We start from the raw sequence: 24,871 nt of genomic DNA, 5'->3' as shown, positions 1-24,871 counted from the left end.
CACAATCGAGAACATTTTAAAGAGCGTGGCGGCGTAGCTCAACTGGTGAGAGCATGCGGCTCATATCCGCAAGGTTCGGGGTTCGAGTCCCTGCGCCGCCACCAACAAAACAGAGGCGGCGTAGCCAAGCGGTTAAGGCGACGGTCTGCAAAATCGTTATTCCGGGGTTCGAATCCCCGCGCCGCCTCCAAGGTGTTTCCTATGTTTGAACTCACCGTTAAAGATGAATTTGCAGCAGCACACTATTTGCGCAATTACCCTGGTGCCTGTGAACGCCCTCACGGCCATAACTGGAAAGTAGAAATCGCTGTTTGCGGCACAGAGCTTAACGAAATACACGTCCTGATTGATTTTAAAGACTTAAAACGCTTTCTTAAAGAAGTCCTTGAGGAATTAGATCATCGCGATCTAAACGAGCACCCAGCTTTTCAAGACAAAAATCCATCCTCTGAAAATATCGCGCGCTTCATTTTTGAAAACCTTAAAGAAAAACTCGCTCCGTATCCGGTAAAGCTTGTACGTGTTTCCGTATGGGAGACTGAACGCTCCTGTGCCTCATATCTTGCTGAGTGATATGCCCCAAGAAAAAGTCCTTGATGTCTCTGAAATTTTTGTAAGTCTGCAAGGAGAAGGAACCCTCGCTGGTATCCCGACTTTTTTCGTAAGACTTTCTGGTTGTAACCTGAGGTGCAACTGGTGTGACACCTCTTATGCCCAAAAACCAAGTAAAAACTTCATTTCCATTGAAGAAATAGTCAGACACTGGGAAAAAGCCGGCAAAATCCCTTATGTCCAGATAACCGGTGGAGAACCACTTTTACAGGAAAATGTTTATGATCTCATGGATTTTTTCCTGAAAGAGGGCGTAACTCTTCTTCTTGAAACCAATGGCAGCATTTCTCTTCGAAAAGTACCGAAAGAGGTCATAAAAATACTTGACTTAAAAACCCCCTCTTCGGGCATGACTCCGTACATGCGCTATGAAAATCTTGCTTATCTCGGCACAAAAGACCAGGTGAAATTCGTTATAGCGGACAGGGTAGATTACGAATGGGCCAAAAAAAGAATGAGTCTTTACTATTTGCCAGTTTATACCCAGGTACTCTTTTCCCCGGCCTGGGGGCTAATGAATCCGCAAGAGCTTGCCAATTGGATAATTGAAGAAAGACTCCCTGTGCGCTTTCAGTTACAACTTCATAAGATCCTCTGGGGTGAAAAACGCGGGGTATAAAGGGCCTGGAGGCCCAGGCCCTTTATTTTCTTTAGAAGAACACCTCAAAGGACATGTAGAAGTTATACATGTGATCAAGAGGAATAAACATCTGTGAATACGCTGGCCCGTAGGCTGTCATATCATCAAGCTCGTTAATTTCATGGGGTTCTCCGAGCCAGGAGCCACTTCCGCTGTAATTAAACCAGTAATATTGAAAGCCCAAGCGTAGGAAAACCCTAGCATATTCAGAAAGCGCTTCGCCTGCTGGCAAATCCTGGATCCAGTAAATTTCACCCACATGGCCCCTGGTGGCAAGCTTGTTGAAATAAACGTCATCTGTGGCCACCATAAAGGGCATCCACCATTTGGAGCCATAGTTGTATTCAAGCCCGAGCTTCCCACCAGGAACCTGCGGAACAGGAATCCTGGCCCCCAAATAAACCGCCCAACCTGTATGGGTCGAGGTATCAACCGCTGAAGGATCTGCTAAAGAAAAGCCGCCAAGCAAAGTGTAATACATATTCATTTCCTGCCCACTTTGGGCATTTGAGTCGTACACATAAACTGGCATGGCACCGAGTTTATCCGGGTCTGTAATAGAAAGGCCCAATGACACAAAATAGTCAACTCCGTCCAGGCCAAGATAAGGAATATCGACTTTATGTAGCCAGGTTGCCCCGATCTCGTAAATGTCGCCAAGATTGTGGTTGGTAGTGACATGCATGGGACCAAGTTTAGACATCACCCAGGTCCCTTCCGGAAAGTCCATTACCCCTTCGGCCTTAAAGAGCTGGAGTATTAACATCATATTACGGTCTTTGTCGTCTAATACATCCCAGACAAAGCCATAAAAATCAATATCATCCTTGGCGCGATCTATGGGCATTTTAAAGCCAGACTCAAAGCCACGACCATAACAAAAGCGGATCCTACCAGGCCAGGGCCAGGTGTATTGATAACCAATAGTAGCCCCATCAAAAGGTACGTCTATGTTAATGCCAGCTGGAGATGCTTCACGCTTATCAAGCCCTTCACGCAGGTGGCTCGGTGCACCGTGGGTGGTGGGACGACGTCCAAAAGAAATCCAGATTGGCAAATCAGCAATGTTAGTCCAGTTAAAGTAGGCACGGTCAACGTAAAGACGACTATCTGACGGACGCACGCCAAAAGTAAAATTGTTGCTCATAGATGGGAAAAGCTCAGGGGAAACATAGTCGTCAGACATCCCCCATATTTTGTAATACGCTAGCCTAACTTTGACATTTACGTTCTCCGTGGGATTAACTTTAAAGTTAAGGCGCATGCGGTTAGTCCAGATGGTATCGTTTTCTTTATAACCTTCTTGAAGTTGTCCGTGGCCGGGGTCTGCCATATCAATCATAGGGAGCATACGATAATAAGGGGCCCCCACGTAGTAAAAGCCGTTAAAATAACTCCAGTAGCTAGGCGCCACTTTGGCCCTGGTTGAATCCACTCTTGTGCGGATATCGCCCCAGATTTTGAATTTCCCCATATTGTTTTTTACGGTTTCCAGGTAATCACTTGTCTCTTCGACCACTTCGGCCTGTTCTTCCTGGCTGGCTTTTACTTCTTTGAGCTGTTTTTTTAAGACCTCAAGCTCGCGGGAAAGCTCCTCAATACGTTTCATTAGTTCCTCTGTAGAAGGCTTTGCCGCCCATACACCAACTGGTAACAGCAAGAGAAAGGCCAAAAAAACTCCCATCAAGCGACTCATAAAAACCTCCCTTTGGTATTTAAATTCCTAAAATTTCATTCACAATTCTAGTAGACAAATATAGAACGGGTCAAACAAAAAAGATTTATCAAAACTGATTTTTAATAAAAATTTTGCTTAAGAAGCAATGCTGAAAACAGAACAATAATGAAAGACCTATCAAAGGTCTCAAAGAGAATTTCCTTTGGTAGTTAAGTCCCAAGGCACTTCTACTACTACGTCGCCCCGTGATGACTGCTATGGGAAGTCATTATGAGCACGTGCAGAAAATAATCCCCTTCCTTATAAAACAAAGAAGCTAAATCACTTGGTCAGCCCTGCGGGCCTCTTGGGATGAGATTGTAGGCAAGATCTCAGACGTAAAATTTAATAACAAACCGTGACTACTTCTTCAGATACACAAATTCCCTTAATAAAGAAGAAAAAGACAAATACAACTTAAAAAGTTAGCAGACAAAAAAGGGCGGCTTCATAACACCGCCCTTTTGGAAAATTCTTACACGCAGCCAGTGGGCTTAGGAAGACCAGCCATTTTACAGGCTCCCTTACCAGGGCCAGAGGGAAAAAGTTCGTAAATCTTCTTAAGAGGATAGCCTGTTACCTTAGAAAGAACACGAACCATGGGAGCGACACCGTTTTTCTTGTAGTAATCCTGGAGCACCTTGATAACTTTCCAGTGTTCGTCGGTCAACTCTTCAATACCCTCAAGCTGCTTAACATACTCAACCCATTCCATGCACCACGCATCAAGACCACCGAGAAGGAAACCGTCTTCATCTACCTCAAACTTTTTACCTTTGAATTCTACTACCGGCATAATGCCCTCCTTAATTCAGAGAATTATCTTTAAAGCGCTAGTTACTATAGGGGTTTAAGCTTGTCAAGCAAACTATTTTCATGAAAATTTAGCAAGAACTCCTTTTTTGAAGATTTTATAACAGATTTTGCAAATAATGTCAAAATTTAGGCTCCAAATAGAGATTGTTCTTTCTATTATCGTAATAGCAAGGAAAGAAGGGATAAGTGGGTTTTATCGAGATTTTTAAAACCAAGTCGTCGTGTTAAAGTTAACGCCCTTTTAAATTCGTCTTTGGTAAGCAACCGATTGATCTCAGGGAATTTTTCTACCCTGCCTGCTGGATGATAGTGCCCCATTAAGTTGAGATGAACGTTTGCTGAAATTTCATCTCTTATAAAGGAAAGGATTTTTTCAGTCTCTTCAAGCATACCTGGCATTACTAAATGCCTGATAATGAGACCACGTTTGGCAAGGCCTTTTTCGTCAAGAACTAACTCGCCCACCTGGCGATACATTTCTTTAATAGCCTCTCGTGCAACCTTGGCATAATCTTTAGCCCCCAGATATTTGGCACAAAGATCAGGACTCCAGAGTTTGAAGTCCGCAAGGTAAATGTCCACAATGCCTTCAAGAAGTTTGAGTGTTTCAATTTTGTCGTAGCTTCCTGTGTTAAAAACTATGGGAAGGGCAAGACCTTTTTCACAGGCTATTTTCAAGGCCTTTAAAATTTGAAGTACCTGGTGACTAGGGGTTACAAGATTGATATTGGCACAGCCCTGCGAAGCCAGCTCTAGCATAACCTCTGCAAGTTTTTCATAAGAAATTTCTTGCCCTGCTCCTTCCTGGCTGATTTCATAGGTCTGACAAAAAACGCAGGCCAAATTACATCCAGAAAAAAAGATAGCCCCTGAACCTTGCTCTCCCACCAGGCAGGCCTCTTCGCCAAAGTGAGGTTCGTAGCCAGCAATTTTAGGGAGCCAGGAAGTTTTACAAAAACCTAGTTTTTTTACCCTATCGACACCACATTCTCTCGGGCATATACGGCAGGCTTCTTTTTGGTTTTCTAAAACCTCAATAGCTTTTGTGATAAGTAGTAATTTATTCAGAGATCCTTTTCTCCTGCCATATATTTTTCAAAGTGAGGGAAAAGCCTACGGTAAGTTGCTATCATGTGTTCCGGCACAACACGCACATCCCCAAAAACCGTCATAAAATTAACGTCTCCGTCCCAGCGGGGAACGATCTGAATGTGTAGATGCTCAGGAATTCCAGCCCCTGCTACTTTACCAAGGTTAATCCCTACATTGAAACCATCTGGCTTCATTACTTCACGCAAAATCCTTATAGATGTTCTTACCGTGAGCATAAGGGCGGAAAGCTCGTCAGGGCTCAGATCATCGAGCTCGGGCACATGACGACGCGGGGAGACAAGTAAATGCCCGGTATTGTAGGGGAACTTATTCATTATGACTATTGTTTTGTCGTCAACATAAAGAATTAGACGCTTTTCATCTGGAAGCTTTATTTCAGGAGGGCAAAAGGGACAACCTGGTTCCCTTTTGCCAAGGATGTATTCCATGCGCCAGGGAGCCCACAAAACCTTCACTTTTTACCTCCGTTGATGAGCAGCCTGTTAGGAAAACAGATACTTATCTCAGTCTCCAAGGGATGGAGTGAAAGTATTTTTAATGAACCGCCGTGTAATTCGACAATTTTTTTTGATAGCGAAAGCCCAAGGCCCGTTGCCTCTGTTTGGGTGGTTAAAGAATCAGCTTTCTTGCGAGAATAGATGACCTTGATACACAGGCCTTTATCGTCTTTAAAAACTCCAATATTTAACATTCCGCCAGCAGGCATGATTTCAAGGGCACTTTTCATCAAATGGATAAAAACTAGCTGCATTTCTTTTGGATCTACGTGGATTATAGGGTCTCCGTTGGTACATTCGAAAGAAACGTGAATGCCTCGTTCTTTAAACGTAGGGAGAAATACGTTAAGGGCAGCTTGAAGAAGCCGAAAAAGTCGTACTGGCTCTTTTTTAAGCTCAAAAGGCTTGGAAAACTGGAAGATATCTTCCAAAACCCTCTCAAGCCTTTCAGCTTCGCGCACCATGGTTTTTAGATAGCCTTCCATGCCCTCAGGGACATTTCGCCGCAAAAGAACTTTGGAAAGCCCTCCCAGAGCAGAAAGAGGATTACGAATCTCGTGAAATACTTTGGAAGAAAGCTGCCCTATTACCGCAATCCTTTCAGCTTCCAGCAGAAGATGTTTCTGGCGCATAAGTTCTTTGTAGGAAAAAAGGCGCTCAAGGGCAACACTGACCAAAAGAGATATTGTTTCTAAAAATTGTAGTTCTTCTGAACAAAATGGTTTCCTGGTTATGGCGTTATCCACCAGGATGAAGCCATAAACAAGTGGCGGCATACGCAAAGGAGCCGCAACCGCTTGTTCGACTCCAAGTTTTTCGAGAAAAGCTGCCGTCTCAGTAGATGTTTCCGGAGTCAAAAGGATAATGTTTTTTTGCCCATCAAAGATATCATACCAAACAGAAGTCTGTGGGGGAGGAGAAAATCTTTGTTTTTTAATAAAGGCAATCGCTGGGGTGTCTCCGCTTTCGATTTCATTTTTAACACGAGCAACCATCTCTTCAAAAGAGGGTTTCTCTTTCTCAAGGGCCCCCCACACCTGAGAAGCTTCTTCTGGAGACATTGGACCAATGCCAGTAACTCCCTTAAATACGTCTTCTGTCTCTTCCTTACGAAAAACAAAAGCCCTGTTAAAACGCAACCCCTCAGCCGCAGTAGCCGCCACCAACAAAGCTGCCCAAAGGTCTTTTTCGTCTTCGGCTTGTAAAAGTTGCGTTGCAAAACTAAGAGAAAGCCTAAGCAACTCTTCAATCCTGCATTTATCTTTAGGGCAGATACTCGGCTTTAAAATACCTGCGGAAATATCGTTTTTCATGCCAATAAAAGTCAAACCTCTTTTAAGTTCAAAATTTGAAATATTTTCCATTTTAAAATTAGTTTAAACTATTTGGATAACATAACAAGTTTCTTGTGAAGAAATGAACTTATTGCTGGAACACTTTTTGTCAACGTTTTCCTCTCGTGGATCCCTTCCCCTTTTTCGTTCCGAAAAATAGGAACGGATCCTTGTATTTTTGCCAAAACGATTTGACAACGAAAATAAGCCCTTCGGGAACAAAAAGCAGGATAAACATCAAGCTTAAGCCGTAAAAAATGTCTTTATATTCTTCAAAAAACCCCAAAACTAAAGGAAGAGGAGTTAAAAAAACAGACCCTAGCAACGCTCCCCATGGATTTCCCTTTCCTCCAACAAGCACCATGGTCACCACTTCTACCGAATAGAAAATATCAAATGTTTTAGGACTTATAAAAGAAAGAAAATGAGCGTAAAGAGCTCCAGAAAATGCCGTTAAGATTGCACTAAAAGTAAAAGCCCAAACTTTGTAAGACAAAACCGAAATCCCTAAGGACCTGGCCGCAGCTTCGCTTGCTTTGATGGCTTTAAGCTCTCTTCCTATCCGTCCCCCGAGCAGTCGCAATATAAAAAAGAAAATAACCAGGCCAAAAAACCAGATGAGATAGTAGTTTGATTTATCAGTATTGAAACAAAAACTTCCAATGCAGTAAGGAGGTATCCCTGGAAGGCCCGAAACACCACCAGTAACAGAATCAGCTTCCACCAAAAACACATACACTATAAGATTTAAGGCCAAAGTGGCCATAACTAGATAATGTCCGCGCAAACGCAAAATAAAACGCCCTAGGGACCAGGCTACCAATCCGGTAAAAAAAACAGCTAAAAGAGTAGCTAAAAAAGGCGAAAGCCCTAAGTAGATTTCCGTCAACGCTGAACCATAAGCCCCTAGGGCGTAAAAAGCCCCGTGACCAAGAGAAATTTGGCCTGCAAAACCGATGAAAAGGCTAAGGCCCAAGGTCACCAAAAAATAAAGGCCAATAAAAGCCAAAACATTTAAGTAATAAGAATTGTGAATAAAAATCGGCAAGGCTAAAACTATTAAAACTAAAAGAAAAAAAGCCCTCATAATTTTTCGTCCTCGTGAGAGCCAAGCAGACCCTGAGGTCTCAACAAAAGGACTATGAAAAGAAGACTATAAGCAATAAGATTTTTGAAGGCTGAAGTAAAATATCCCCCTATCCCTTCAATGAGCCCCAGCAAAAGACCCCCTATAAGGGCGCCTGGGAAACTTCCGTACCCCCCAAGAACTGCCGCGGCAAAACCTTTAAGGCCAAGATAAACTCCGCTTTCAAAAGAAAGAGGCCAAACAGGTGCTACCAAAATTCCGGCAAGCCCTCCAAGGGCTCCAGCCAAAGCAAAACTAAGGGTAATAACTTTTTTTACAGGGATCCCCACCATTGCGGCGGCTTTCCGATCCACAGCCACTGCCCGGATAGCCTTACCCCAGATAGTATGCTTAAAGAAAAAATGAAGCAGTAAAAATGCTGTAAGCGTAATGACAATAATCCACAAATACTGGGAATCTATTAAAAAAGCCCCGAGTTTCAAATTACTGTGACTAATTGGAGGAAGACTAAGAGGTCTTTTCCCCCAAACTTCTTTAATAATGCCGTGCAGGGAAATGGAAAAACCAACAGTTACAAAGACCAAAAGGATAATTTCGCGAGATTTTGCGCGCGTGAGGATAAATGACCAAAGAAAAAAACCTATCAAAGAGGCAAAAAGAACACCTCCCAAAAAGGCCAACCAGTACGGAAATCCCATGCCAACAAGAACGGTGTAGGCAAGGAAGGCTCCTAGAACGGCAAAATCACCCTGGGCAAAATTAACTATGCCGGTGGCATTGTTGATAACGCTAAATCCTAATGCAATTAAAGCGTATATAGAACCAGCAGAAAGCCCTGCCAACACGAATTGAAGAAAAACAGCCAAATCCATGGAGGAAATTTCTAACCTAAGGAGCCACAGACGTAAACACCATTAGCGTTGAGAGGCCTAATTATCCATCATTACGGCGATATTTTTTTGAATTTCTTCTAAACGAAAAGGCTTTTGAATAATATGGGTGATCGCCATGCGTTTTAAAAACTCCAGGTCATAGGGGCTTAAAAACCCTGTGGTCACGAGAATAGGCAGATCCTTCTTTTTTTGTTTGGCGGCCTCAATTACCCTGCGACCAGGAACCCCCGGAAGATTTAGATCAACCACTAAAACCCCAGGAGTAATTCCTTCCTCTAACTTTGAGATAGCTTCTTCTCCGGAAAAGCAACAAATAACATTGTATCCCTTTTCTTTTAAAAAATTAGCTATAGCTTCAGCAATCCCCTTCTCATCTTCAACTACCATCACAGTAGAAAAGGACTTTTTGAGAAGCTTTTTCTTCAGGTCTTGGCCCAGGGTTTTACGAGGAGGCGAAACCTGAGGCAAATAAACCCTAAAGGTTGAACCTTTGCCCATGGCTGTTTTTACAAGGATAAAGCCCCCGGCATTTTCTATTATGCGGCGTGTCACAGCAAGCCCAAGCCCTGTACCAGATTCTGGGTTTTTGGTAGAAAAATAGGGATCAAAAATACGCCTCAGGTCTTCAGGAGCAATACCTGTCCCCGTATCACTTACTTCTAACACTGCAAAACTTCCCCGCTTAGGAACTATCCCCCCAGGGATGTAGCCGTCTAACTTCTCATCTGGCAAAGAGGTTCGATATGTTCGCAAGGCGAGAATGCCCTTTTCTCCCATTGCTTGAACAGCGTTAAGACACAAGTTCATGATAATTTGGGTCAACTGAGAAGGATCTAACGGGACATAAAGCTCAGATTCTAAGAGGTTAAGCTTAACACCGATACCATCAGGTATTGTCTCTTGAAGAAACGTCAATGCTTCACGGACTTGATTATTCAATTCTGAAACATTGCTACTTCCTTTTCTTTCGGGATGAGAAAAAGAAATCATTTGTTTTACAATACCAGCAGCCCTATCACAAAGAGATAATATATCGTTCACATATTTAGCATCAGAAGAAAAAACCCTTTCTGTTAGTAATTCTGCCTTTAAACGGATTGCTGCTAAAATGTTATTAAAATCATGGGCAATGCCCGCAGCCATAGTTGCAATTGCTTCCATTTTCTGCATCTGAACTAATCTTTCTTGAAACTGACGCTCTTTGGTAAGATCTTCAATAGAAAAAACATATCCTAGTAAAGTATCTTTTTCTTTTTGATGAAAAGAACGAACCTTCAAAGATAAAATCTGACTTGTCTCTGATAATTTCACTTCACAATGAAAAACGCCTTCTTGCTCGACAATTTTTTTCACAAGCTCAGGATTAAAACGTCCAATCAAAAAGCTCATTAGACCATAGAAATCTTTACTTTTCGCGAGTTCAAAAAATTCCTCTGCTTTTGGATTGGAAAAAATAGGTTCCATTTTCTCGTTGGTGATTATGATGCCTATATCCGAGGCCTGTTCTACGATAAGCTGTAATATGTTTTGTATACGAACAAGCTCTTGGCTTACGGCTTCGAGTTCTTTAGTCTTTTGGTGTAAAAGTTCTTGGCCATATAACAAGGCTTTTTCTTTAAGTTCTTTTTCTACAAGATATCTGATATATTCCGGGCCACTTTCTTTTGGTAACACATAGCGCGCGCCCTTAATAACATATGCAAAGGGATCGCCTTTATAGTTTTCTTCTGGCAGAAGAAAAAGCGAAAGATGAGGGGACTCCTGTTTGATAATAAAGGCTTCCTCAGGAGAAAAAGAAGTGGAAATAAATCCTGCGGAAAAATTATTTTCCCTAACCACTCGCAACGTTTCCTTCAAAGAAGAGAGAAAAGTTACCTGAAATCCAGCTTGCCTAAGGGTTCTCAGCCAGTTGTTATCGCTATTGGTACCAAGCATAAAGACATGATAGGCCTCTTTGGTCTTTTGTCTTTCTCTCTCAAAGATTCTTTTTATTTCGCTTAAAAGCTTTTTTGATGAACAGGGATACTTTAGATACCCTTCTACGCCGAGCGCCTTTACAATGTCTTCAATCTCTTCAGGGGCAAAATAAGAAGAAATAATAAGAACTGGCAAGTTAAAATTATTTTCAAAAATAAAGCGACAAAGACCCCAGCCGTCCACCCGTGGCATGTAAAGGTCTGTAATCAATAAGTCAAAGGACTTCTTCTCAGAAACCAACTCAATGGCCTTCAAACCATCTTCAGCCACGGCAACTTCATAGCCGGCCTTTTTCAGAACTGAAGCAAGACGGTAGCGCTGAACCGGTTCGTCGTTAACAAGTAAAATATGTCTTGCTGCTCTTGCCTTCATACAATTTTTAGATTAATTCTAAATTAGCACTAAGTCCAACAAGTGAGGTGCTTATGACTAGTTCACTCCTTCTCAGCATCGCCACGTTTCTTTATTTAGCAGCGGCTATTTTTTACCTGCTTAACTGGATTTTTGGCTGGCGAAAATGCGGCCTCATAGGCACAGCCACCGCAGCAGGAGGCCTTGCGCTCCACACTCTCGGCTTTTTTATGCGCTGGTGGGAATCCCACCAACTTGGCTTTGGCCGCATCCCCCTTACCAACTTATATGAATCTTTAATATTCTTCGGCTGGTCAATCGTAGCAGTTTACCTTTTTCTTGAATTTAAACTAAAAAATCGCATTATCGGCGCTTTTGTTATGCCTTTTGCCTTTTTAAGCATGGCTTATGCCTCTTTTTCCACTGACCAGGAGATCCAACCCCTTATTCCAGCCCTCCAAAGTAACTGGCTCACCGTGCACGTGGTCACCTGCTTTTTGGGATATGCCGCTTTTACCGTGGCTTGTGGGCTGGGCATCATGTATCTTTTGCGCTCTCGCGCCAAAAGTGACCAAGGCATATGGGCTCACTTGCCGGACCTTAGAAGCCTTGATGACCTCATTTATAAAACAATTCTTTTTGGTTTCTTCTGGCTCACGGTAGGGATTATCACTGGTGCAGTTTGGGCAGAACAGGCCTGGGGTAGTTACTGGAGCTGGGACCCCAAAGAGACCTGGTCCCTGATAACCTGGTTTGTTTACGCCGCAGCTATTCATGCCAGGCTTATGCGCGGCTGGAGCGGCACGAAAATAGCCTTCCTTTCCATCATTGGCTTTGCTTCGGTGCTCTTCACTTATTTCGGTGTGAATTTCTTACTATCTGGATTACACAGCTACGGTGCGGGATAGTTTTAAATGTCGGGAGATCCCAGACGAAGATTGGTCCCGACAAAACCTTGAAAGGCTAAAAGATGCGCACCCTCATCTCCCCTGGGACAAACTCTCAGGGGAGAATTTTTTTGCTCTGTCCTCTCTTGTCGGTTTTTCTCCTTACATAACAAGCCTTCTTACACGTCGCGAAGAATTTGTTTTACTATTTTTGAAAGAAAAAATCCCTAACCCTTCAGGAAAGCAAGCCCTTTTAAAGGAAATCTTAAAAAAAGCCGCGGCCATCAAAGATTGGAAAGAATTTGCCAGGCTCCTTCGCTGGTTTAAACAAAGGGAATTTATCAAAATTCTGGCTTTAGATTTTTTAGGAAGATCTTTTCTCCGTTCGGTTTCTTCTATCACAGCCCTGGCAGAAGCCACTTTAAATGCCTCTCTTGTTTGGCTTACGGAAAATCTATTTCCAAGAGAAATGCGTGAGCGGTTTTTTGTCCTTGGGATGGGCAAATTCGGCGCCCGTGAACTAAACTACAGCTCAGATATTGATATTATTTATTTTTACCATGCTCCTTTAAACGAAAAAGAAAGATACATTTCCCTTGCCAGAGAAATTACCCGTCTGATGGATTCCCTCATCGAAAGCGAACGGGTATTCCGGGTGGACCTTGGTCTGCGCCCAGGAGGTAAAGACGGTGAGCTTGTGTGTTCGGCCAAAGCAGGACTTAATTATTATTTTTATCAATCGCATCCCTTTGAGCGTTTGGCCCTGGTAAAAGCACGCCCTGTTGCCGGAAATATTCATATGGGAAAAGCTTTCTTAAGAAATTTGCGTCCGGTCATATATCCTCATTTCCTTGATTTTGGCTATCTTGAACACATAAAAGATTTAAAAAAACGCATTGAAGCAGAAGCTCGCAAAAGCGGTGCTGAAAAGAACATAAAAATAGGCCCAGGAGGTATCCGTTCAATTGAGTTTTTCTGTCAAACCCTTCAGATGGTCTTTGGTGGAAAAATCCCGGATCTTCGCACCCGCAACACCTTATGGGCCATTAACAAGCTTGCTCAGCACGGAATAGTCCCAGAAGAAGAAGCCAAGTTTTTAAAAAACGCTTACGTCTTTTTAAGACAGGTAGAACATCGCATACAAACAGTCCATTTTAGGCAGACTTATACCCTTCCCCAGGAAGAAGCTGCCCTTGAACGCCTAGCTAAAAGTTTAGGCTACGCTGGGCACAGGGCAAAAGATGATTTTCTCGCAGACCTTAACAAAATAAGAAAGCGCTCAGAACTAATCTTTTCTTCGCTTCTTGAGCCTCAAGAAACCAGAAAAACTCAAGACATTAACGAACTGATAGAAGCTCTTTTGGATGGAGAAAGAAGGACCCAAGAAATAGCTGACTTATTAAAAATTCCTGTTCATCTCTTAGAAGAAGTTAAACATATTCTTTCGGTTAAAGGGCCGCTTGGCAGACGCAGGATCTCTCTGCTAAAGGAAATTTTGGTTGAAACCTTCAAATATTTGCAAGAATTTGAAAATTCCGGAGAAGTTCTGGCGAAATTTCTGGCATTTGTAGAACGGCTTGGCGGACGCCTTTCTTTTTATTACGCCTTAAAACACGAACCTGAAAAAATAAAAGAACTTCTTTTTGTTTTTGAAAAGAGTAATTTTTTGACCAATCTTTTGCGCGAAGCTCCAGGGGCCGCAGAAGCCCTTTTCAAACTAGAAGATAGTTTTTGCATCCCGCAGGCAAGCCCTTCTTCAAATCTTGAAGAAGCCCTGGGGATGCTACGCATGGCCAAAAACGAAGAACTTTTCCGCCTGGGATACCTTGACTTAAACCAAAAACTCGATCTTCTAACTTTGCTTACCAGACTGAGCAACCTTGCCGAAGGGATACTTAAAGAGACCCTTAATCCTGCTTTGCGGGAACGAAACCAAGAAGAGTCGCTTTTGACAGTCCTTGGGCTCGGGAAGCTCGGGGGCAAAGAGCTTGGCTACCGCTCAGACCTTGACATGGTCTTCATAACCAGCAAAGACGAAGACATTGTCTCTGCAACCAAAGTGGCCCAGCAATTTATTCACTTTCTCACGGTTCCCCTTCCCGAAGGCCCTGGCTACCAGGTAGATACCAGGCTAAGACCTGAAGGCCGCAAGGGCCCCCTGGTGACCACTTTAAAAGGCTTTTTAACCTATCACGCCAAAGATTCAGGCCTTTGGGAGAAGCTGGCCCTTTTGCGTTTAAGACCAGTTGCGGGAAACGAAGAATTAGGCCAAAAAGTAGTGCAGGAAATCAAAGAGCTCCTGAGCTCTTTTAATTTTGGCCCCAAAGAGGCGGAAGAGCTAAGAAACATGCGTTTTAAAATGGAAAAAGAGCGCACTAAAAAAGGCCTTGTTAACTTAAAGGTTGGCCGCGGCGGCCTTGCTGACATTGAATTTATCGTTCAGTGGCTTGTCTTAAAAAACATCGCTCAAGATATCTGGGAAGAAAGTACGGTAAAAGCCCTTGATAAGCTTGCTGGGAGCAACCTCCTTGATAATGCTCTCGCTGAAAAACTGAAAAATAACTACCTTTTCCTTAGGCGACTTGAACAGCTTCTTATTTTAGTGTTTGACAAACCAGGAGAAGAAAAAGAATACCTCCCGGAAGAGATAAAAGGCCTTAAGTCCTATCTAGGCAAAGATATCTGGGATAGACTCAACACCTCTTTTGAAGAAAACAGAAAAATATTTGAAAAACTCCTGGCATAATGGCGGAAGAAAAAATTCCCGAAATATTTGACCTTGAAACTTACCAATACGAACTTCCAGAAGAACTCATTGCGCAATATCCCAGCCAAAAGCGCGAAGAAAGCCGTCTTTTAGTGCTAGACCGCAAAAATAAAAAAGTCACCCATCACGAAAAATTTGCAGAAATAGAAAAATATTTCAAAGCTAGTGATCTTCTAATTGTAAATGACACAAAAGTTTTCCCAGCAAGGCTTTACGCTAGAAAAGAAACCGGAGGGCAGGTAGAAATCTTACTTTTAAGGCTCCCTGAAAAAGAAAAACCCGTACCTGCTCTTTACCGCGGCAAAAGACTTCGCAGAGGGACAAGACTTAAATTTGAAAAAGGCCTCGAAGGAATTGTCAGGGAAACCCTCGGCGAAGGTAAGATCCTTCTTTCTTTTGTGAATGTAGACGATCCTTTAAAACTCATATATGAGATAGGGCGTGTGCCCCTTCCGCCGTATATTAAACGCAGCCCCAAAGAAGAAGATCTTTTTCGGTACCAAACAGTTTATGCCAGAAAGCCCGGCGCAGTAGCTGCCCCTACGGCAGGCTTTCACTTTACTCAGACACTACTGAAAAAATTGCAAGAAAAAGGCGTGCAATTGCTTTCCATCACCCTCCATGTGGGATACGGGACCTTTGCCCCGGTAAAAGTAAAAGATATCCGCAAGCACAAGATCCACGAAGAATACGTTGAGGTGTCCCGGGAAGTAGCTGAAAAAATTAACCGGGCCAAAGATGAAGGAAAAAGTATTTTTGCTGTAGGCACTACCACTGTGCGCACCCTTGAGTTTTCCGCCCTAAAAACAGGAAAGGTAGAACCTACTTCTTCCTGGTGTGATCTTTATATCTATCCGGGGTTTAAATTTAAAGTCGTAGATCACCTGATAACTAATTTTCACCTTCCCAAATCAAGCCTTTTTATTTTGGTCTCAGCCTTTGCCGGGCTCGATTTAATCAAAAAAGCTTACCAGGAAGCCATTGAAAGAAAATATCGCTTTTTCTCCTACGGAGACGCCATGCTAATCTTGTGAAAGCTTTAAATTTACAACCACCGTGTTTTTCACATCATTGAAATATATCCCCATCTTTGCCATTTACAAGAAAGCACCCTCTTCTGTGTCATTCTGAGGGCACGAAGTGCCTGAAGAATCCACAGATGGTTCTAAGCGACCGAAGCAATCCCGTAAGATCATCGAGGCAAGCTAAACTTGCCTCGCAATGACAGTTATGGGAAGATATCTCGCGGAAACTACGTAGCAGAGCAATGGCCTTTGTTGAATAAAAAGTTTCTTATTGGAAAAATAGACCTAAACAAAAAACATGACCATTCGCCGAGAACTTGAAGAAATTGAAGAAAAGATATTATCTCCCTGGGCGGCAAAATCTTCTCAAACCCGCGGACGCTTAAGAAAAGAAGACGAATGCCCCTTACGCACCGCCTTTCAACGGGATCGAGATCGCATCATACATTCAAAGTCCTTCAGACGCTTGAAACACAAAACCCAGGTCTTTTTGTCTCCTGGTGGAGACCATTACCGTACCCGTTTGACCCACACCCTTGAAGTAGCCCAAATCGCCCGCACTATGGCCAAAGCCCTTCGGCTAAACGAAGACTTGACCGAAGCCATTGCCCTGGGCCATGACCTCGGCCATACCCCCTTTGGCCATGCAGGAGAAGCAATTCTTAACGAACTTCATCCAGAAGGTTTCAGGCATTACGAACAGAGTTTAAGGGTGGTAGATTTCCTCGAAAAAAATGGCCAAGGACTTAACCTGACATGGGAAGTACGTGACGGAATACTTAAACATTCCAAAGGCAAGGGGCCTATTCTTCCAGATGACACTTCAAAACTTGCTAAAACCCTCGAAGGCCAGCTGGTACGCGTGGCAGATATCATCGCCTATCTGAACCACGATCTAGATGACGCTTTAAGAGGAGGCGTAATCAAAGAAAGAGATATCCCGAGAGACTGCTTAAAAATCCTCGGAGAGAAGCATTCAGAGCGTATTAACACCATGGTAAAAGAGTTAATTTATGCCACGTTGAAAGCTTCCGACGGAAAACTACATCTGTCTGAAAATATCATATATGCCATGGAAATGCTGCGTGCATTTCTCTTTGAGCGAGTGTATGAAGCGCCTATCGTTTATAACGAGTTTTTAAAGGCCAAAAAACTCCTCAAAGAGCTCTATTTCTACTTTTTAGAAAACGAAATTCCCTGGGACAAAGAAAACATTTACCAGGAAGAAACCCCCTTACATCAAAAGGTTTGTGACTTTATCGCCGGGATGACAGACCGCTACGCCCTGGCACTTTTTGAAAAATATTTTGTACCTAAATCCTGGCCAATTTAAATTTAATGAATATTGCCCAAAATAACGATTCTTTTTTAAAGAAACTGTCGCTAAAGAGCATAGAAAATGTCACAATTTCCTTTTGTCGATAAAGAGAAACTTTTAGAAAGTTTTTTGGAATATTTCCACGGCTTTTTAACCATTATAGCCCCTGAGAGAAAAGTCCTTTTTGCCAATAAACCGCTAGTTGAGCGCACGGGTTATAATCCTGTCGGGCACTATTGTTATAAAGCCTTCCACAACCTAGATAGACCTTGTTCTTTCTGCCCTCTTGAAGAAGTCCTTGCCAAAGGTGGTACCCACACCTGGGAACACAAAAGCCCTTTAGATAATCGCTGGTACAGTGTGGTAAACACCCCTATAGAACTTCCGGATGGCCGTAAAGGCATGTTTTGCATCGTGATAGACGTACACGAGAAAACGCTTGCTGAAAAACGTGGGGAAAGACATCGCCTTTTATTTGAAACCATCTGGAACAGAGCCCCTTTAATGATTCTAGGAATTGAACCTCATACCGGAGAAATACTTCTTGCCAATAAGGCCTCAGAAAAGATATTAGGCTACCCTCCTCATGAACTCTTTGGCCGCAAAGTTTTTGAGCTTATTTCTCCTGAAGAACGGGAAAAAGCCTTCAAGTGCTGTCAACAAATATGCCAGGGAGAAGAGAAAGAAGACTTAGAATTTTCCTGGATTACCAAAGACGGCGAGAAAAGGCTCCTTAAAAGCTCTTGCTTTCTCGTCAATATACCAGAAGAAGGAAACATTATATTTAATGTTGCAAGGGATATTACCAGAGAAAAACGTCTTTCTGAACAGCTTATCCAGGCTCAAAAAATGGAAGCGGTAGGGCGCTTGGCTGGAGGGTTGGCACACGATTTCAACAACCTACTTACTTCTATGACAAGCTATCTTGATCTTTTGAAGGCCCACAAAAACAACCCTGAAAAAATAGAACAAATCATAGAAAACATAAAACTGTCCTTAGAACGTACCAGCAACATTACCCAGAAACTTTTAACATTTAGTGGTAAACATCCCCAGAAAAGCACTATCCTGGATATAGCTCGCTTTCTTAAAGATATGCGCGAATTTTGGCAGAGATTAGTAGGGGAAAACATCGAAGTCAAAGTATTTTCACCGGAGAGCGAAATCTATGTCCAGATAGACGACACCCATCTTCAGCAAATCATTATGAACCTGGTCGTTAACGCCCGCGATGCTATGCCAGAAGGAGGCGAACTAACCATCAAGCTCGAAATAAAAGAGGCAGACGTCTCTTCCTTTAATGAACCCGACCAAGATAGCATCTATGCCGTTTTAAGTATTACCGACTCGGGCACTGGAATCCCGGAAGAAATACTGCCCCACATATTTGAGCCTTTTTTCACCACTAAGCCCCCAGGCAAGGGAACAGGGCTTGGTCTTGCTATGGTCTATTCCCTGGTAAAGCAATACGGCGGGCACATTTCGGTTTATACGGAAAAAGGCAAGGGCACTACCTTTAAGCTTTATTTCCCCGTCTCTTTGAGGACTCAGAAAACCTATGAACAAAAACAAGAAAAATCTTTTCTCTCTAAAACAGAAAAGCAATACAACATTCTTGTAGTAGAAGACGATGATCTTGTTCGTGAACCCATTGTAGAACTTTTAAGAAGCTCAGGCTACCAGGTAGAAGCAGCCTCAGATGGTCTTGCTGCCCTGGAAGTACTTACCAAGAAGAAGTTTGACCTAGTAATTTCCGATCTCATCATGCCCAAAATGGGAGGCGAAAAACTCGCCAAAAAAATAAAAGAACTTTACCCCGATACCAAAATCATCCTGGCCTCAGGATACCCTGAGGGCAGCATTCCCATTGATGGCAAATTAGAAAACATAGCCTTTGTCTCCAAGCCTTATTCTTTCTCTCAGCTCCTGCGAAAGATACACGAAGTCCTTGAAATAGATTCTTAAATTGCCTTAATCCATTTCAGCGTTAAGATTAAGACATGGAGAGTAAAAAGGGCTTTAACTGCCCCTTTGAAACCCTTGCTGGCAAAATAAAAAAAGAAACCCTTCCCGAAAAAGTTCCTCCTTCTCCGGCAAGTCCTGATATCTCCTTTGAAGAAGCCATGACGGGGGTAAAAAAGATCCCGGGAAGGGAAAAAATTTACTGGAAGCTGGTCTTAAAGCGCCCCTCAATGCCAGGCAAAGAAGAAAAAATAGACGTTAAAAGGCTTCTTGCTATACGTGTCAGGGACACTTCCGAATACGTAGAAGAACTTGTTATGGGCTTTCAAAAAGAACTTTTTGATGCCCTTCACCAAGGGAAAATTTCTGTGGCGCGCACTCTTAACCTTCGGAGGCTTGGTGCGGCAGAGGCCGAAATAATTTTGGAACAGTTTTTCAAAGAATCCCTTGCCAGAGGAGACCACTGCATTCTAATCATTCACGGACGAGGGCTTTCTTCTAAGAAAGAGCCTGTCTTAAAAACCAAAGTACACGAGTGGCTCAAGCGAGGGCCCTACCGCAAATATGTGATAGGATTTTGTAGCGCCCGGAAATGTGACGGCGGCCCAGGCGCTACTTACGTGCTGCTTTCACACCGCCCCTTAAAAAAACAGCTCAAAAAACGTAATAACTTGACTTAAATCTCAAAAAGAAAAATCTTAGAAAGAGAACGTTATCTTTGCCAAAGTTTCAGCAAGAACGATAAAAATAAACGTTTTACCGCTCAGGCTGTACTAGAAAGCAGGAGGTGAAAATGCTGTTGCCACTTCATGGAATCAAAAATGTTTTGCTTCACGGACTTCCCGGAAGTGGAAAAACTACCCTTGTGGAACGCCTGGTAGGAAAGATCCCCTATCCCAAAAGAGGATTTTACACGCGCGAAGTGCGTGAAAAAGGCCGCCGTATTGGCTTTAAAATAGTCACGTTGGACGGAAAGGAAGCCTGGCTTGCCAAAAGAGGAAAAGGATACCCCCAGGTAGGAAAGTACCGCGTCTTTGTAGAGTCCTTTGAAAAACTCGCCGTGCCTACCATCTCTGAAATTGATCCCGGAGAAATGGTAGTCATTGATGAAATAGGCAAAATGGAACTTTTTTCTAAGTCTTTTCAGCAGGCAGTTTTAAATGTCTTGGATTCTTCTGTTCCGGTTCTTGCAACGGTAGGATATGGCCTTATCCCTTTTGTGGAAAATCTTTTCAAACGCGAAGACGCTATCTTTGCGGAGGTAACCCCTGAGACCCGAGATCACTTGGTAGATCGCATTTTGGTAGAATTCTATCGTCCGGGATTTCTAGTTGTTTTTGAGGGGCTTGATGGTTCAGGCAAAAGCACTTTAATGGCAAAACTTGCCGAAAAAATTGCCAAGGAAGGGAAAAAAGTAGTTACCACACAAGAACCAACCAAAGGAGAATGGGGCGAAAAGATACGAGAACATCTTTCTTCGGGTTCTAAAATCTCGCCACAGGCCATGGCTGAACTTTTTTTGCGTGACCGGCGCGAACATGCTGAGAAATTTTTGATTCCCGCGTTACAGGAAAAACAAATTGTACTTTGCGATCGGTATTATCTCTCCACCATGGCTTATCAAGGAGCCTGTGAACTAGACGTAAAAGAGCTCAAGCGGGCCAACGAGACCTGGGCTCCGGTCCCAGACCTGGTTATTTATCTCAAAGTGCCTATTGAAACCGCCCTTGAAAGAGTCTCTCAAAGGCCTTTTTATAAACCCGAAATTTTTGAGACCGAAGAATTTTTAGCAAAGGTAGCTGAAATCTATGAAGCAAATCTTAAATATTTCCGTCACGAAATAATAGATGCTTCAAAACCCCTGGAAGTAGTAATTGAAAACACCTGGAACGCTTTACAAAAATACCTGGCTGACTGGCAAAATCGAGAAGGCTAATTATTCTGCAGTATCTCGTATTATTTCTTTTAGGTTTTCCAGGACATATAAAATGTCTTCTACCGCCACATGCGGGTGTGTTTCGCAAAAAGTGTCGATAATTTCTAAGAGTTGCTCTGTTAGCTCGTGGAATTCTTCCATGGTAAGCCCGATGGCAGGTTCACTGGCCATAAGGCGGTCAAGGTCTATGCCATGCACCCTTAAAAGCTCCTCTTTAAGAGCCTTAAGACGTTTACTGCGGCCTCGTTTAATGCGTTTTTTATCTTTTATGGATATGATTTCTGCCATCTTGTGACCTTTGAGATGTTTTTCTTTTAAGCTTAAGAAGGACTTTTCTTTTTGGCAAGGCTAAGCGGCATAAGAAGCGATTTCTTCTTTTAGCACCAGATTGTCCCGATGAATGACTTCATCTTGGACGGCAACCCCTAAACGCTCACATATCTCTCGGGAATGACAACCCTTAATCTTTTGAATCTCTTCTGAAGAAAAATTACTGAGCCCAACAGCGATACATCTGCCATTTTCATCAAGGCATTCCACACAGGCTCCTTTATCAAATACTCCTTTCACCTCTTTGATGCCAGCGGGCAGAAGGCTTTTGCCCTTTTCTACCAAGGCCTTTACCGCCCCTTCGTCCAGCACAAGGGCCCCTTCTGGGCGTGGATGATAGGCAATCCAGAATTTTTTGGCTGTCATCTTGCGGGCAGGCAAAAACATCGTGCCAATTTCTTCTCCTGAAAAAATACGCTCAAGAATCATTGGTTCACGCCCAGGAGCAATTATCATGGGGACCCCTAGGGACGTAACCATCTTGGCCGCACGAATCTTAGAGACCATACCACCTCGGCCCAAGCGCCCTGGTTTTTTGCCGGCCATAGCTTCTATCTTTGAATCTATCTCTTCAACATAGCGCACCGGCTTGGCATCGGGATGATCTCGAGGGTCTTTATCATAAAGGGCGTCGATGTCTGAGAGGCAAATCAAAAGATCAGCCCCTATTAGCCCAACTACCATGGCAGAGAGGAGATCGTTGTCGCCAAACTGGATTTCTTCTACAGCAACAGTGTCGTTTTCATTGATAATGGGGATTACCCGCCAGCGAAGTAATGTCATCAAGGTATTTCTGGCCAGGAGATAGCGTTTGCGATCTTCCAGGTCAACGCGGGTAAGAAGTATTTGAGCCACCTGCTGTCCATACTGGGTAAAATATTCTTCGTAAGTCTGGATAAGGCCTGCCTGACCCGTAGCAGCAAGGGCCTGTTTTTCCGTAAGGGTAAAAGGCCGTTTGGGAAGCCCTAGTCTTTTTCTTCCGCAGGCGATAGCTCCTGAGGAAACTAAAACGACCTCGTAGCCTTGGTTAGCAAACCTGGTAAGTTCTGCAGAGAGGTTCCCGATTACATTGCGGGAAAGCCCGTCTTCCCCGGTAATTACCGCACTGCCTACTTTTACTACCAGTCTTTTGGATTTTGCGAGGATTTTCTCTCTGGTATTCATTTGACCTTGTGGATAAGACGCCAAAGGCCTTCAAGCAATTCTTTGATTCCTTCCCCAGTTACCGCGGAAATAGGATACACAGGATAACCTTTTTCTTCAAAATGGGCCCGCAATTTGTTCAGGAAATCATGATCATGGACAATGTCTATTTTGTTTAAGGCGATGGCTGACGGTTTCTCAAGAAGCGCAGGATGATAATGGGAAAGTTCTTTCTGCAAGAGTTCAAAATCTTTAAGAGAGTCCTCACCTCTAGAAGCATCAAGTACATAAAGCAAGGCTTTAGTGCGTTCTATATGACGCAAAAAATCAAGGCCAAGGCCAACACCCTTGTGGGATCCTTCAATAAGACCGGGAATATCAGCCACTACAAAAGACCTTTCGTCGTCAAGTTTAACCACCCCCAAGTTTGGTGTAATGGTGGTAAAGGGATAGTCGGCTATTTTGGGACGTGCTGCAGAAATACGGGCAAGAAGCGTGGATTTACCGGCGTTAGGTAGTCCTACCAGGCCAACATCAGCAATGAGTTTGAGCTCAAGGATTATCCAGCGTTCTTCCCCAGGCTCTCCTGGTTCAGCAAATCTTGGAGCCTGCCTAGTAGGCGTGGCAAAACGGGCATTGCCACGGCCCCCCTTTCCGCCTCGAGCCACCACAAACCTTTCGCCGTCTTTGGTAAAGTCGTATAGTATTTCGCCGGTCTCTGCGTCACGGACAACCGTGCCCACTGGAACCCGCAAAATCAAATCCCGCCCTGCCCGGCCTGTCATTTTCTTACCCATGCCAGGGCGACCATTTTCCGCCCTAAAATGGGTCTGGTGGTAAAAATCGTAAAGGGTATGGAGCTGGCTTGTGGCCTCTAAAATGACATCTCCGCCTTTGCCACCGTCGCCACCATCAGGGCCGCCCCGCGGGACATACTTCTCCCTTCTAAAAGAGACACAACCGTGGCCACCATCTCCAGCCTTTACGTAAATTTTTGCTTGATCAACAAAACGTGCCATAGAGATCCAAAATTACCAGTTTTTTAAGGAAAGATAAAAAGGCAATAAGAATTAGTCCAGGCGTTTAAGATAAAAGGCAAGTTTATCAAAAAGGACCGTCAAGTCGGAATGTTCTACGATTACCTCAGGCGGGTGCTTAATACGTACCGGAGCAAAATTAAGAATTCCTTTGATACCATTTTCTATCAGCAAATCTGCTGCCTCTTGTGCAGATGGGGCCGGCGTAGCGATAACCCCAATGTCTGCAGGATGTTCTCTTAAAACCCAACTTATCTGATCAACGTGATAAACATATACATCGTTTATTACCTGGCCTATTTTTTGTTCATCAACATCAAAGGCTGCTACGAACTTGAAACCTCTTTTGGGCAAAAGCTCATAGTTAAGAAGAGCCAAGCCCAAATGCCCCGCTCCCATAAGCACCAAAAACCATTCCCTATCTGTGCCCAGAATACGACGGATATGTTTAAGCAAGGCTGGGACTGAATAGCCTACTCCGCGCACCCCGAATTGGCCAAAATACGAGAGATCCTTACGAAGCTGGGCAGAGTTTACACCGCATTCGCGGGCTAATTCTTCTGAACTGATTAAATCGCGCCCTTCAGCCAGAAGCTTTTCCAGAGTCCGGGCATATAGCGCTAAACGATAAACTGTTATGCCAGGTATCTTAAAATCTGTCATTTGTGAATTGTATACCAAAATACCACAAAACGTTCAATATCTATTAATAAAAAAATAAGTGTTTTTTATCACAAGAAAATGATTTATTGCTATTTATGCAAAAATTCGGCAATAAAACCGCAGCTGATAACAAATTTCAGGCTATTCCTTTGTTCTCTTCTGCCATTGCGAGCACAGTTCATGCAGAGCAACCCTGCGAGATTTCCTTTAGCAAGTCCCCATAACCTGTGAGACCTGTGGAACATCGCTAGGCTACGTAATCGCGATAACGATTTTACAAACAAAAAAAAAGCCGTGGAAGTTTCCCCCCACGGCTTTTTTATTTCAAATAAGCCTTTTATTAAGCACCAATAAGCGCCATGTAGCCAGGAAGTTTAGCAAAGACAAGGTAGAAGCTCAAAACGAGAGCATAAAGGGTCAAAGCTTCGATAAACGCAAGACCCAAGATCATGGTAACGGTGAGCTTACCAGAAAGTTCAGGGTTACGAGCAATACCTTCACAAGCACCACGTACACAGTGACCCATGCCAACACCACAACCACTAGCAGCAACACCGATACCCAAGCAGGAACCCAAAACAACCATACCAAGGAAACCATTGCCAAGAGCAGCCTGTGTCCCTTCTGCAGCAAAAGCCATGGCTACTCCGGTGAGAAGGAAAAGAACCGTAAGACTCAAAACTCTCTTCATAACCTACTCCCTCCTTAAAAAATTTTCTTTATTTATAGTCCCGAGGGATGCAAAGGGTCTCTCCGCACCCCGCAA

General features: G+C 43.4%; 22 protein-coding genes and 2 tRNA genes. 11 read left to right on the top strand and 13 right to left on the bottom strand.

Annotated features, from left to right (window positions below; translation table 11 throughout):
• Positions 1–27: 27 nt before the first annotated feature.
• The 4 genes from H528_RS0103730 (at position 28) to H528_RS0103715 (ending at position 1,231) form a co-directional block, all read left to right on the top strand.
• Positions 28–104 (top strand) — tRNA-Met (locus H528_RS0103730).
• 10 nt (positions 105–114) lie between these two features.
• Positions 115–190: transfer RNA gene (locus tag H528_RS0103725), tRNA-Cys, on the top strand.
• An 11-nt stretch (positions 191–201) separates the two neighbouring features.
• Positions 202–573 carry a 6-carboxytetrahydropterin synthase QueD gene (gene queD, locus H528_RS0103720; RefSeq protein WP_022853003.1) on the top strand — a complete coding sequence of 124 codons (372 nt, stop codon included), beginning with the start codon at positions 202–204 and terminating at the stop codon, positions 571–573.
• Entirely contained in the window at positions 551–1,231 is a 681-nt protein-coding gene (locus H528_RS0103715; protein WP_245540425.1) for a radical SAM protein, read from the top strand. The genes queD and H528_RS0103715 overlap by 23 nt, the downstream gene beginning before the upstream one ends.
• A 31-nt stretch (positions 1,232–1,262) precedes the next feature.
• Here the strand turns inward: H528_RS0103715 and H528_RS0103710 are convergent, their stop codons facing one another.
• The 8 genes from H528_RS0103710 to H528_RS0103675 form a co-directional block, all read right to left on the bottom strand.
• Positions 1,263–2,948 (bottom strand): DUF3373 domain-containing protein, encoded by a 1,686-nt coding sequence (locus H528_RS0103710; RefSeq protein WP_022853001.1) that lies wholly within the window; start codon positions 2,946–2,948, stop codon positions 1,263–1,265.
• A gap of 496 nt (positions 2,949–3,444) precedes the next feature.
• Positions 3,445–3,765: a TusE/DsrC/DsvC family sulfur relay protein gene (locus H528_RS0103705; RefSeq protein ID WP_013907513.1), complete on the bottom strand. Its 321-nt coding sequence runs from the start codon at positions 3,763–3,765 to the stop codon at positions 3,445–3,447.
• A 176-nt stretch (positions 3,766–3,941) separates the two neighbouring features.
• Entirely contained in the window at positions 3,942–4,673 is a 732-nt protein-coding gene (locus H528_RS0103700) for a radical SAM protein (RefSeq protein ID WP_022853000.1), read from the bottom strand.
• Between the two features lie 176 nt (positions 4,674–4,849).
• On the bottom strand, positions 4,850–5,353 hold the full coding sequence (locus H528_RS0103695; protein ID WP_022852999.1) for an HIT family protein: 504 nt from the start codon (positions 5,351–5,353) through the stop codon (positions 4,850–4,852).
• A complete protein-coding gene (locus H528_RS0103690) occupies positions 5,350–6,759 on the bottom strand; it encodes a sensor histidine kinase (protein WP_022852998.1) in 1,410 nt (469 codons plus the stop codon). Before H528_RS0103690 ends, H528_RS0103695 begins: the two co-directional genes overlap by 4 nt.
• Positions 6,760–6,838: 79 nt before the next feature.
• On the bottom strand, positions 6,839–7,816 hold the full coding sequence (locus tag H528_RS12555; RefSeq protein WP_022852997.1) for a branched-chain amino acid ABC transporter permease: 978 nt from the start codon (positions 7,814–7,816) through the stop codon (positions 6,839–6,841).
• On the bottom strand, positions 7,813–8,688 hold the full coding sequence (locus H528_RS0103680) for a branched-chain amino acid ABC transporter permease (protein ID WP_022852996.1): 876 nt from the start codon (positions 8,686–8,688) through the stop codon (positions 7,813–7,815). The genes H528_RS12555 and H528_RS0103680 overlap by 4 nt, the downstream gene beginning before the upstream one ends.
• Positions 8,689–8,745: 57 nt before the next feature.
• Complete coding sequence (locus H528_RS0103675; protein ID WP_022852995.1) at positions 8,746–11,058, bottom strand: ATP-binding response regulator; 2,313 nt, start codon at positions 11,056–11,058, stop codon at positions 8,746–8,748.
• A gap of 53 nt (positions 11,059–11,111) precedes the next feature.
• Between H528_RS0103675 and ccsB the strand changes: the two genes are divergently transcribed.
• From ccsB to H528_RS13960, 7 genes are all read left to right on the top strand, one after another.
• Positions 11,112–11,945, top strand: coding sequence for a c-type cytochrome biogenesis protein CcsB (gene ccsB, locus H528_RS0103670; protein WP_022852994.1), 834 nt, complete (start codon positions 11,112–11,114; stop codon positions 11,943–11,945).
• The gene (locus H528_RS0103665; RefSeq protein ID WP_022852993.1) at positions 11,935–14,670 is read left to right on the top strand and encodes a [protein-PII] uridylyltransferase family protein; all 2,736 of its coding nucleotides are present in this window, start codon (positions 11,935–11,937) and stop codon (positions 14,668–14,670) included. The genes ccsB and H528_RS0103665 overlap by 11 nt, the downstream gene beginning before the upstream one ends.
• Positions 14,670–15,725, top strand: a complete 1,056-nt coding sequence (queA, locus tag H528_RS0103660; RefSeq protein WP_022852992.1) for a tRNA preQ1(34) S-adenosylmethionine ribosyltransferase-isomerase QueA — start codon at positions 14,670–14,672, stop codon at positions 15,723–15,725. The genes H528_RS0103665 and queA overlap by 1 nt, the downstream gene beginning before the upstream one ends.
• A 289-nt stretch (positions 15,726–16,014) precedes the next feature.
• The gene (locus H528_RS0103655; protein WP_022852991.1) at positions 16,015–17,049 is read left to right on the top strand and encodes a deoxyguanosinetriphosphate triphosphohydrolase; all 1,035 of its coding nucleotides are present in this window, start codon (positions 16,015–16,017) and stop codon (positions 17,047–17,049) included.
• A gap of 66 nt (positions 17,050–17,115) precedes the next feature.
• A complete protein-coding gene (locus H528_RS0103650; protein WP_022852990.1) occupies positions 17,116–18,999 on the top strand; it encodes a PAS domain-containing hybrid sensor histidine kinase/response regulator in 1,884 nt (627 codons plus the stop codon).
• A 35-nt stretch (positions 19,000–19,034) separates the two neighbouring features.
• Positions 19,035–19,676: a Smr/MutS family protein gene (locus H528_RS12550; RefSeq protein WP_022852989.1), complete on the top strand. Its 642-nt coding sequence runs from the start codon at positions 19,035–19,037 to the stop codon at positions 19,674–19,676.
• A 113-nt stretch (positions 19,677–19,789) separates the two neighbouring features.
• Positions 19,790–20,932 carry an NTPase gene (locus H528_RS13960; protein WP_022852988.1) on the top strand — a complete coding sequence of 381 codons (1,143 nt, stop codon included), beginning with the start codon at positions 19,790–19,792 and terminating at the stop codon, positions 20,930–20,932.
• Here the strand turns inward: H528_RS13960 and H528_RS0103635 are convergent, their stop codons facing one another.
• The 5 genes from H528_RS0103635 to atpE all read right to left on the bottom strand — a co-directional run bounded on the left by H528_RS0103635 (position 20,933) and on the right by atpE (position 24,796).
• A complete protein-coding gene (locus tag H528_RS0103635) occupies positions 20,933–21,220 on the bottom strand; it encodes a hypothetical protein (protein WP_022852987.1) in 288 nt (95 codons plus the stop codon).
• Between the two features lie 60 nt (positions 21,221–21,280).
• Entirely contained in the window at positions 21,281–22,426 is a 1,146-nt protein-coding gene (gene proB, locus H528_RS0103630; RefSeq protein ID WP_028845754.1) for a glutamate 5-kinase, read from the bottom strand.
• Positions 22,423–23,424, bottom strand: coding sequence for a GTPase ObgE (obgE, locus tag H528_RS0103625; RefSeq protein ID WP_028845753.1), 1,002 nt, complete (start codon positions 23,422–23,424; stop codon positions 22,423–22,425). The genes proB and obgE overlap by 4 nt, the downstream gene beginning before the upstream one ends.
• Positions 23,425–23,475: 51 nt before the next feature.
• Positions 23,476–24,105 carry a redox-sensing transcriptional repressor Rex gene (locus tag H528_RS0103620; RefSeq protein WP_022852986.1) on the bottom strand — a complete coding sequence of 210 codons (630 nt, stop codon included), beginning with the start codon at positions 24,103–24,105 and terminating at the stop codon, positions 23,476–23,478.
• A gap of 340 nt (positions 24,106–24,445) precedes the next feature.
• Positions 24,446–24,796, bottom strand: coding sequence for an ATP synthase F0 subunit C (gene atpE, locus H528_RS12545; RefSeq protein WP_022852985.1), 351 nt, complete (start codon positions 24,794–24,796; stop codon positions 24,446–24,448).
• Between the last annotated feature and the right edge of the window lie 75 nt (positions 24,797–24,871).

The organism is Thermodesulfatator atlanticus DSM 21156, assembly GCF_000421585.1.
GTDB lineage: Bacteria > Desulfobacterota > Thermodesulfobacteria > Thermodesulfobacteriales > Thermodesulfatatoraceae > Thermodesulfatator > Thermodesulfatator atlanticus.
This window is presented reverse-complemented; position numbering and strand designations above follow the sequence as displayed.

Bases quoted from the DNA above. Each gene is read 5' to 3' on its own strand.
- queD (WP_022853003.1), top strand. From the start codon at position 202: ATGTTTGAACTCACCGTTAAAGATGAATTTGCAGCAGCACACTATTTG.
- H528_RS0103710 (WP_022853001.1), bottom strand. From the start codon at position 2,948: ATGAGTCGCTTGATGGGAGTTTTTTTGGCCTTTCTCTTGCTGTTACCA.
- H528_RS0103705 (WP_013907513.1), bottom strand. From the start codon at position 3,765: ATGCCGGTAGTAGAATTCAAAGGTAAAAAGTTTGAGGTAGATGAAGAC.
- H528_RS0103690 (WP_022852998.1), bottom strand. From the start codon at position 6,759: ATGGAAAATATTTCAAATTTTGAACTTAAAAGAGGTTTGACTTTTATT.
- H528_RS12555 (WP_022852997.1), bottom strand. From the start codon at position 7,816: ATGAGGGCTTTTTTTCTTTTAGTTTTAATAGTTTTAGCCTTGCCGATT.
- H528_RS0103680 (WP_022852996.1), bottom strand. From the start codon at position 8,688: ATGGATTTGGCTGTTTTTCTTCAATTCGTGTTGGCAGGGCTTTCTGCT.
- H528_RS0103675 (WP_022852995.1), bottom strand. From the start codon at position 11,058: ATGAAGGCAAGAGCAGCAAGACATATTTTACTTGTTAACGACGAACCG.
- ccsB (WP_022852994.1), top strand. From the start codon at position 11,112: ATGACTAGTTCACTCCTTCTCAGCATCGCCACGTTTCTTTATTTAGCA.
- queA (WP_022852992.1), top strand. From the start codon at position 14,670: ATGGCGGAAGAAAAAATTCCCGAAATATTTGACCTTGAAACTTACCAA.
- H528_RS0103655 (WP_022852991.1), top strand. From the start codon at position 16,015: ATGACCATTCGCCGAGAACTTGAAGAAATTGAAGAAAAGATATTATCT.
- H528_RS0103650 (WP_022852990.1), top strand. From the start codon at position 17,116: ATGTCACAATTTCCTTTTGTCGATAAAGAGAAACTTTTAGAAAGTTTT.
- H528_RS12550 (WP_022852989.1), top strand. From the start codon at position 19,035: ATGGAGAGTAAAAAGGGCTTTAACTGCCCCTTTGAAACCCTTGCTGGC.
- H528_RS13960 (WP_022852988.1), top strand. From the start codon at position 19,790: ATGCTGTTGCCACTTCATGGAATCAAAAATGTTTTGCTTCACGGACTT.
- H528_RS0103635 (WP_022852987.1), bottom strand. From the start codon at position 21,220: ATGGCAGAAATCATATCCATAAAAGATAAAAAACGCATTAAACGAGGC.
- proB (WP_028845754.1), bottom strand. From the start codon at position 22,426: ATGAATACCAGAGAGAAAATCCTCGCAAAATCCAAAAGACTGGTAGTA.
- obgE (WP_028845753.1), bottom strand. From the start codon at position 23,424: ATGGCACGTTTTGTTGATCAAGCAAAAATTTACGTAAAGGCTGGAGAT.
- H528_RS0103620 (WP_022852986.1), bottom strand. From the start codon at position 24,105: ATGACAGATTTTAAGATACCTGGCATAACAGTTTATCGTTTAGCGCTA.
- atpE (WP_022852985.1), bottom strand. From the start codon at position 24,796: ATGAAGAGAGTTTTGAGTCTTACGGTTCTTTTCCTTCTCACCGGAGTA.